This is a genomic window from Streptomyces sp. NPDC054840 (assembly GCF_053611065.1).
On record NZ_JBSGZP010001040.1, the window covers coordinates 1 to 1710 of the forward strand.

At 76.8% G+C, this 1710-nt stretch carries 1 protein-coding gene; it reads left to right on the forward strand.

Annotated elements, in window-relative coordinates:
• Window positions 1-269 precede the first annotated feature (269 nt).
• Window positions 270-1710, forward strand: a 1441-nt coding sequence (locus ACWGIU_RS37255) for a carboxylesterase/lipase family protein (RefSeq protein WP_453712491.1), incomplete at its 3' end; no start/stop codon positions are given.

The window sequence follows — 1710 nt, forward strand, 5'->3', positions numbered from 1 at the left end:
CCCCGTGGGCGCGGTGAGGCCGTGGACCCGGTCGTCCTGGCCGACGTACTGGAAGTCGGGTCCGGCGGCGGCCCGTGCCGGACCGGCGAGGAGCGTGGCGCCCGCCAGAAGCAGGACGGGCACGGCATGGTGGACACGCAGGAATCGCATGCCCGTCCAACCGGACGGGCACCGGACCCGGTCACGCCTTGTCACCCGTCGGACGGCTGTGCGACGGTGCCACGGTGGGCCCGGCACCGGCACCGGCACCGGCACCGCAGGAGGACCGGATGAGTGCAGAGAGCGCCCCCGACGGCCGCGGCCGGCCGCGGGTCAGGACGGCGGCGGGCGTCGCCCGCGGCCGGACCGGACCCGGCGGGACCGCCGTCTTCCTGGGCATCCCGTACGCCGCCCCGCCCGTCGGTGCCCTGCGCTTCGCGGCGCCCGCGCCCCCGGCCGCCTGGGACGGCGTACGGGACTGCGCCGCCTACGGGCCGACCGCGCCCAAGGTGCCCTACCCGGACACCTTCGCGGCCCTGCTGCCCGACCCGGTGATCCCCGGGGACGACTGCCTGAACGTGAACGTGTGGACCCCGGACCCGGCCCCCGGGGTCCGGCTGCCCGTCATGGTCTGGATCCACGGCGGAGCCCACACCCGCGGCTCCTCCGCCGTCCCCGTCTACGACGGCTCCGCCTTCGCCCGCGACGGGGTCGTGCTCGTCTCCTTCAACTTCCGCCTCGGCGTCCTCGGCTACGGACTCTTCCCCGACGCCCCCGCCAACCGCGGTCTGTCGGACCAGATCGCCGCCCTCGCCTGGGTCCGCGACAACATCGGAGCGTTCGGCGGGGACCCCGACCGGGTCACCGTCTTCGGCGAGTCCGCCGGGGCCATCGGCATCGGGGGACTCCTCGCGGCCCCGCGGGCGGCCGGGCTTTTCACCCGGGCCGTACTGCAGAGCGGGGCCCCCGAGGTCCTGCCGCGCCCCAAGGTTCGCGCCATGGTCCGGCGGATGGCCTCGCTGCTCAAGGTCGACGCCACGGCCGCGGCCTTCACGGCCACCGCCCTGCCCGACCTGCTCGCCGCCCAGGCGGCCGTCCTGCGCCGATCGGGTCCCCTCGTCGGCGGACCCGCTTTCGGCCTGGTCACCGACCCGGACACGATCCCGGCCGACCCCTTGGACACCCTGTGCGCCGCGGCCGCCTCCGGCGAGGTACCGCTGCTCCTCGGCTGGACCCGTGACGAGTACCGGCTGTGGCTCGCCCCCACCGGGGGGATGCGGATGCTGGACCGCCTCGGCCCGCTCGCCGTCGCGCTGGCCCGCGCCCGCTCCGGCAAGGACCGGGCGGCCGTACGGGCGCTGCGCGTCTCGCTGCCCGCGGCGGGTCCCGCCGAACTCGCCGGACAGCTGCTCACCGACCGACTGCTGCGCGATCCGCTGCGCAGGCTCGCCCGGGCGCGGCGGGCGGCGCCGAGCTTCCTGTACGAGTTCGGCTGGCCCTCCGGGCTTGCGGGGCTGGGCGCCTGCCACGCCCTGGAGCTGGGTTTCGTGTTCGACACGCTCGCGGTACCGGAGTCCGCCTGGCTGGCCGGACCGGACGCCCCGCAGGCGCTGGCGGACGAGATGCACGCGGCCTGGGTGCGGTTCGCGGTGACGGGCGATCCGGGCTGGGCGGCCTGGAACGGCGACGGCCCGCCGAAGGTGTTCGGCGGGCCGGAGCTCGGTGGTGCGG